The 5,780-nt window shown below is 71.2% G+C and carries 5 protein-coding genes and 1 pseudogene; 5 read left to right on the top strand and 1 reads right to left on the bottom strand.

The window, feature by feature from the left end:
• The first annotated feature begins 149 nt into the window (after positions 1–149).
• Genes D7X55_RS34555 through D7X55_RS34545 form a run of 3 tightly spaced genes read left to right on the top strand, consistent with a single transcriptional unit; the run spans position 150 to position 2,743 of the window.
• Positions 150–1,667: an acetyl/propionyl/methylcrotonyl-CoA carboxylase subunit alpha gene (locus D7X55_RS34555; protein WP_121725276.1), complete on the top strand. Its 1,518-nt coding sequence runs from the start codon at positions 150–152 to the stop codon at positions 1,665–1,667.
• A gap of 30 nt (positions 1,668–1,697) precedes the next feature.
• Positions 1,698–2,210 (top strand): biotin/lipoyl-containing protein, encoded by a 513-nt coding sequence (locus tag D7X55_RS45575; RefSeq protein ID WP_120553058.1) that lies wholly within the window; start codon positions 1,698–1,700, stop codon positions 2,208–2,210.
• 8 nt (positions 2,211–2,218) lie between these two features.
• The gene (locus D7X55_RS34545; protein ID WP_121725275.1) at positions 2,219–2,743 is read left to right on the top strand and encodes a YfbM family protein; all 525 of its coding nucleotides are present in this window, start codon (positions 2,219–2,221) and stop codon (positions 2,741–2,743) included.
• A gap of 3 nt (positions 2,744–2,746) precedes the next feature.
• On the opposite strand, the gene D7X55_RS34540 is transcribed toward D7X55_RS34545, so the two are convergent.
• Entirely contained in the window at positions 2,747–3,532 is a 786-nt protein-coding gene (locus tag D7X55_RS34540) for a TSUP family transporter (RefSeq protein WP_120553056.1), read from the bottom strand.
• Positions 3,533–3,594: 62 nt separating this feature from the next.
• Here D7X55_RS34540 and D7X55_RS34535 point away from each other — a divergent pair, with 62 nt between their 5' ends.
• Positions 3,595–4,407, top strand: a complete 813-nt coding sequence (locus D7X55_RS34535; protein ID WP_120553060.1) for a hypothetical protein — start codon at positions 3,595–3,597, stop codon at positions 4,405–4,407.
• A 104-nt stretch (positions 4,408–4,511) separates the two neighbouring features.
• Positions 4,512–5,780 (top strand): annotated as a pseudogene (locus D7X55_RS34530) (molecular chaperone DnaJ); the annotation flags it as partial.

Below are 5,780 nucleotides of genomic sequence, written 5' to 3'. Positions count from 1 at the left end.
CGCGCACCCCGCCCCTCCCCCGGAGCCGGACGAGGACGACCGCTTCGTGGAGGCCAAGCTCGCCCAGGCGAAGCAGCTGATGGACCAGTACCTGAACCTGCGCAAGTAGAGGCAGGCAATCCCGGGCGCCCCATGCTAGACGGGCGCCCATGCCCAAGATCCGCAAAGTGCTCGTCGCCAACCGCGGCGAGATCGCCATCCGGGTGATGCGCACCTGCAAGGACCTCGGCATCGCCACGGTGGCGGTGTACTCCGAAGCAGACCGCTCCGCGCTGCACGTGCGCACCGCCGACCAGGCCTACTTCGTCGGTCCCCCGCCCTCGCGCGAGAGCTACCTGGTCCAGGAGCGCATCCTGGAGGTCGCGAAGCAGTCCGGCGCGGACGCCATCCACCCCGGCTACGGCTTCCTCTCCGAGAACGCCTCGTTCGTGCGCGCCTGCGAGAAGGCCGGCATCACCTTCATCGGTCCGCCGGCCGCCGCCATGGACGCCATGGGTGAGAAGACCCGCGCCCGCGCCAACATGATCAAGGCGGGCGTGCCCGTCGTGCCGGGCACCACGGAGCCCATCGGCACCATCGAGGAGGCGCGCGAGTACGCGCAGAAGATCGGCTTCCCCATCATGCTCAAGGCCGCCGGCGGCGGTGGTGCCAAGGGCATGCGCCGCGTGGAGGGCCTGGGCGACTTCGACTCCGCGTGGCGCTCCGCCAAGAGCGAGGCGATGAGCTCGTTCGGCAACGACGCGGTCTACATCGAGAAGTACCTGGAGAAGCCCCACCACGTCGAGATCCAGGTCTTCGCCGACCAGTACGGCAACACCATCCACCTGAACGAGCGCGAGTGCTCCGCGCAGCGCCGTCACCAGAAGGTGGTGGAGGAGACGCCCAGCCCCATCCTCACGCCGGAGCTGCGCGCGAAGATGGGCGAGGTCGCGGTGAAGGCGGCCAAGGCCGTCAACTACGTGGGCGCCGGGACGGTGGAGTTCCTGGTGGACGTGCACCGCAACTTCTACTTCCTGGAGATGAACACCCGCCTCCAGGTGGAGCACCCCGTCACCGAGTGGGTCACCGGCCTGGACCTGGTGGCCATGCAGATTCGCGCCGCCGAGGGCGAGAAGCTGCCCCTCTTCGAGGCCCCCGCCCCGCGCGGTCACGCCATCGAAGTGCGCGTGTACGCGGAGGACCCGGCGCGCAACTTCATGCCCAGCCCGGGCAGGATCCACGCGCTGCGCGTGCCGAGCGGCCCGAACGTGCGCGACGACTCCGGCGTGTACGCGGGCTTCACGGTGCCCAACTACTACGACCCCATGATCTCCAAGCTGTCCGTGTGGGGCGCCACGCGGGAAGAGGCCATCGCGCGGGCCAAGCGCGCGCTGTCCGAGTACGTGGTGAAGGGCATCACCACCAACATCCGCTACCTGCACGGCATCCTGTCCCACCCGGAGTTCGTGGGCGGGGACTACGACACCAGCTTCCTCACCCGCCAGCACACGGAGCTGCTGGGCCAGGAGGACGCCCAGCTCAGCGAGGTGGCGCTGCTGGCCAGCACGCTGCACGCCTTCCAGCGCGACCAGAAGCGCGCGAAGACGCTGCCGTCGCGCGGCGGTGGCGGTGACACCTCTGGCCGCATCAGCCCGTGGCGCCTGGCGTTGAAGAGCCGCCGCCGCTGACCTTCCACCTTTCGCAAGGACCTTTCCTCCATGCGTTACTTCACGAAGCAGCAGCAGGGTCAGAAGGAAGCGGTGCCGGTGGACCTGGAGCCGCTGGGCCAGGACCGCTACCGGCTCACGGTGAACGGCAAGACGTTCCAGGTGGACGCGCTGTCCGTGGACCAGGGCACGCTGTCGCTCCTGGTGGACGGCCAGTCGTACAACGTCGAGTTCGAGGAGAACGGCGACGAGATTGGCACGCTGGTGCGCGGGCAGGTGAACCGCACCGACGTGGCGGATGAGCGCAAGCTGCGCATGCGCGCGGCGGCCAGCAGCTTCTCCGTGGAGGGCCGTCAGCTCGTCCTCGCCCCCATGCCCGGCAAGGTGGTGAAGGTGCTGGTCAAGGTCGGCGAAGAGGTGAAGGAGGGCCAGGGGCTCGTGGTCGTGGAGGCCATGAAGATGGAGAACGAGCTCAAGAGCCCCAAGGCCGGCAAGGTCACGGAGGTCTTCGCCAAGGAAGGCACCGCCGTGGAGAACAACGCCAAGCTCGTCGTCGTGGAGTAGCCCGCCCCATGGAGATGCTCTGCACGCTGCGCAGCACCACCGAGTCGCAGCGCCAGGCCCTGTTCAAGGCGCCCGAGGCGCTGGAGCCCTTCCTGGAGGACGAGGAGGACTTCGGCGACGCGAAGGGCGTGGCGTTCCTGGAGCTGGACATCGGCGAGGCGTGGCACGGCCTCCAGTACCTACTCACCGGCACGGCGTGGGAGGGCAAACCTCCCCTGGACTTCCTGGTGCGCGGCGGCGAGGACGTGGGCGACATCCCGTCGGATGAAGGCACCGCGCGCGTGTTCGACGCGGCCTCCGTGAAGGCCCTGGCGGAGGCGCTGAAGCAGGTCTCCGTGGACAGCCTGCGCGAGCGCTTCGACCCGGCGAAGCTCCAGGCGGAGGACATCTACCCCGGCACCTGGGACGAGGAGGAGGAGCTGGAGGAGGACGTGGATCCGCTGGAGGAGCTGCTCTCCTACTTCGTGGAACTCCAGAAGTTCACCGCCGCCGTGGCGCAGCGCGGGCTCTGCATGCTCGTGCACATCGGCTGAGGCTCAGGCCGCCCAGCCCTGCCACACGTCGTGCCCCAGCTTCAGCACCAGCGCGGCCACCACGCCGAGCACGACGATTCGCACCAGCTTGTCGCCGCCCTTCACCGCCATGTGCGCGCCCAGCCACGCGCCGGTGAACTGCGCGGCGGCCATGGGCAGCGCCACCTTCCACAGCACCACGCCCCGGAGCGTGAAGAGCGTCACCGACGCCAGGTTGGAGGCGAAGTTCACCACCTTCGCGTCCGCGGACGCGCGCGCCAGGCCGTGGCCCAGCAGCGAGGAGAACGCCACGATGAGGAAGGTGCCCGTGCCCGGGCCGAAGAAGCCGTCGTAGGTGCCGATGCAGAGCGCGATGAGCGCCCCGATGGCCTGCGCGCGCGGCCGGGGCGAGGGCTCCACGCCGTCCCTCCGGGGCGGCGTGCGGCGGAAGGCGAGGAACACCGCCACCGCGATGAGCAGCACCAGCACCAGCGGCTTGAGCACCTCCGGCTTGAGCAGCAGCACCAGCGCCGCGCCGCCGAACGCACCCATCAGGCCGAAGGGGAACGCCACCTTCGCCAGCTTCCAGTCCACCAGCCCCGCGCGCGCGAAGCGCACCAGCGCCGCGCCCGAGCCGAACACGGACTGGCCCTTGTTGGTGCCCAGCGCCACGTGCGCGGGCAGGCCCGCCGTCAAGAGCGCCGGCAGCGTAATCAGCCCGCCGCCTCCGGCGATGGCGTCCACGAAGCCCGCGCTCAGGGCGGCGACACACAACAGCACCAGCTTCACTGCGCTGACGTCCAGGTCCACGGTGGCGCCCCGCTTATCACCCTTACTTGCGCGAGGGCGAAGCTTGGGGGTCAATGCGGTTCATGCTCGCGACCCTGATGACCGTGCTGGCGCTGACGCTCGCCGCGCCGCCCTCGCCGCCTGACGCGACCACCGCCACGTGCCGCTCCATCGACGGGCACGTGTCCTGTGGCTATGCGTGCAAGTCGGATGGACAGCGCGTGCGGTGCGCCCAGACGCTCCAGGGCCGCTGTACCGTCATTGATGGCCAGGCCGTCTGCTTCGACCCGCCGGCGTACGTGGTGAAGGCGTACGGCTCCGCGCTGCCGGACTCCGAGTGCAAGACCATCGACGGGGTGGTGGGCTGCGGGTACGCGTGCGTCACGGCCTTCGGCAAGGTGCAGTGCGCGAAGACGCCCGCGGGCGTGTGCCGCAGCCAGAGCGGCAACGTGACGTGCTTCGACCCGCCCGCCGCGGTGTTCGCGGTGTTCGGCAAGCAGGTGCCGCGCGCGCAGTGCGTCAGCAACGGGCTCCAGATGGCGTGCGGCTTCAACTGCGTGAACGCCTCCGAGGGCGTGCGCTGCGCGAAGACGCCCCTGGGCGTGTGCAAGGCGCAGAATGGCCACATCACCTGCTTCGACCCGACGCCCGCGGCGCTCTGCGCGTGGGGCAAGGACCTGCCGGCGCCCCAGTGCAAGCTGAGCGAGGTGGGGCCGGTGTGCGGCTACAACTGCACCACGGCGTACGGCAAGGTGGCGTGCGCGGGGACCCCGGCGGGAATCTGCAAGGTCTTCGACAGCGAGGTGTACTGCTTCGACCCGCCCGCCGAGCAGCAGGCGGACGCGGCGTGCCTGGCCAACGTGGGGCTGGCGGCGCTGGAGGGCGCCACGCCCTGAGGACGCCTGCCCGCCCGCTCGTGAGACGTCTGCTTGGAGGCGGGCACGGGCGGCGATAAAATTCCAATTCCCCGGCGGTCCAGGGAGCGGGAGCAGGACGGCACATGGCGGAGGGCGAGGTCCGGCAGTACTGGGTGCGCAACGATCGGGGCACCACCTGGGGGCCCCTGACGGGTGCCACCATCGAGCTGCTCATCGACAGCGGCTCCATCCAGGGCAAGCTCCAGGTCTCCACCGATGGGCTGCAGTTCGCCTTCCCGTGGCGCTTTCCGGAGGTGCGGGACGCGTTCCCCCGCGAGCTGTGGGGGGACGGCGCGCCCGCGTCGCTGCTGCAATCCTCGTCCGCGGTCATCGCGCCGCCTCCGCCCGCCCCGGCCACCGCGCCCGGCGCCGGCCCGGCCGCCGTGCCCATGGCGGGCCCTGGAGCCGCGCCCGTCGCGGGTCCTGGCGCCATGCCCATGGCGGGTCCGGGCGCGATGCGGGGCCCCGCTCCCGGAGCGGCACCGGCGGGGCGTCCTGTCGCCGCCGCGCGGCCTCCGGGCCCTCCGGTCGCGGCGGCACGTCCGGCCGCGCCCCCTCAGGCTCCGCAGGCTCCGCAGGCTCCGGCTGACGACGGCAGCAACACGGTGCCTCCGCAGGGGCAGCTCGCGCAGCACTCGCCCCTGCAGCTCTACGGACGCATCGCCGCGGGCGAGCACACGGGCCTTCTGACGCTGGGGCTTCCGGACCGCGCTTTGTCGGTCCACTTCCGCAAGGGCAGCCCGGAGTTCGTGGACTCGTCGCACGCGGAGGACGCGCTGGGCGTGTCGCTGATGGGCGCGCGTCTCTTGACGGCGGAGCAGCTCCAGCAGGCGGAGGGCGCGAAGGACCGCTTCGGAGGCGACCTGCTGGCGGCGCTGTTCGGCCTGGGGCTCCTGCAGCCGGCGACGGCGTTCGCGCAGCTGGCTCAGCGGGCGCTGGGCATCCTGGGCAAGGCGCTGCGGGCGGAGTCCGGGACGTTCAGCTTCGAGGCGCGCGACCTGCCCGCGCAGAAGTCGATGCCGCTGGGCAACCGCTGGGCGCTGCTCAGCGACCAGGTGCGCCGCATGCCGACGGCGGACCTCAAGCGGCGGCTGGCCTTCGTGCTGCCCTTGCCCATCATGAAGTCGGGCGGCCGGGTGGCCTCCAGCGACCTGCGCCTGACGCCGCACGAGGTGCGCGCGCTCTCCTTCATCGACGGGGTGCGCTCGCTGGGGCAGCTGCTCCAGGACGTGCCGCAGGACGCGGATCACCTGATGCGCGTGGCGTTCCTGCTCAAGGAGCTGAACGGCGTCTCCTTCGCGGCCACCCGCACGCAGGCGGCGCCACCGCCGCCGGCCCCGGGCCCCACGGCC

Origin of the sequence: Corallococcus sp. AB049A, assembly GCF_003668885.1 — a bacterium.
In the GTDB taxonomy this organism is placed as follows: Bacteria; Myxococcota; Myxococcia; order Myxococcales; family Myxococcaceae; genus Corallococcus; species Corallococcus interemptor.
The sequence above is the reverse complement of the archived record's forward strand: the minus strand, read 5'-3'. Positions and strand labels throughout refer to the sequence as shown.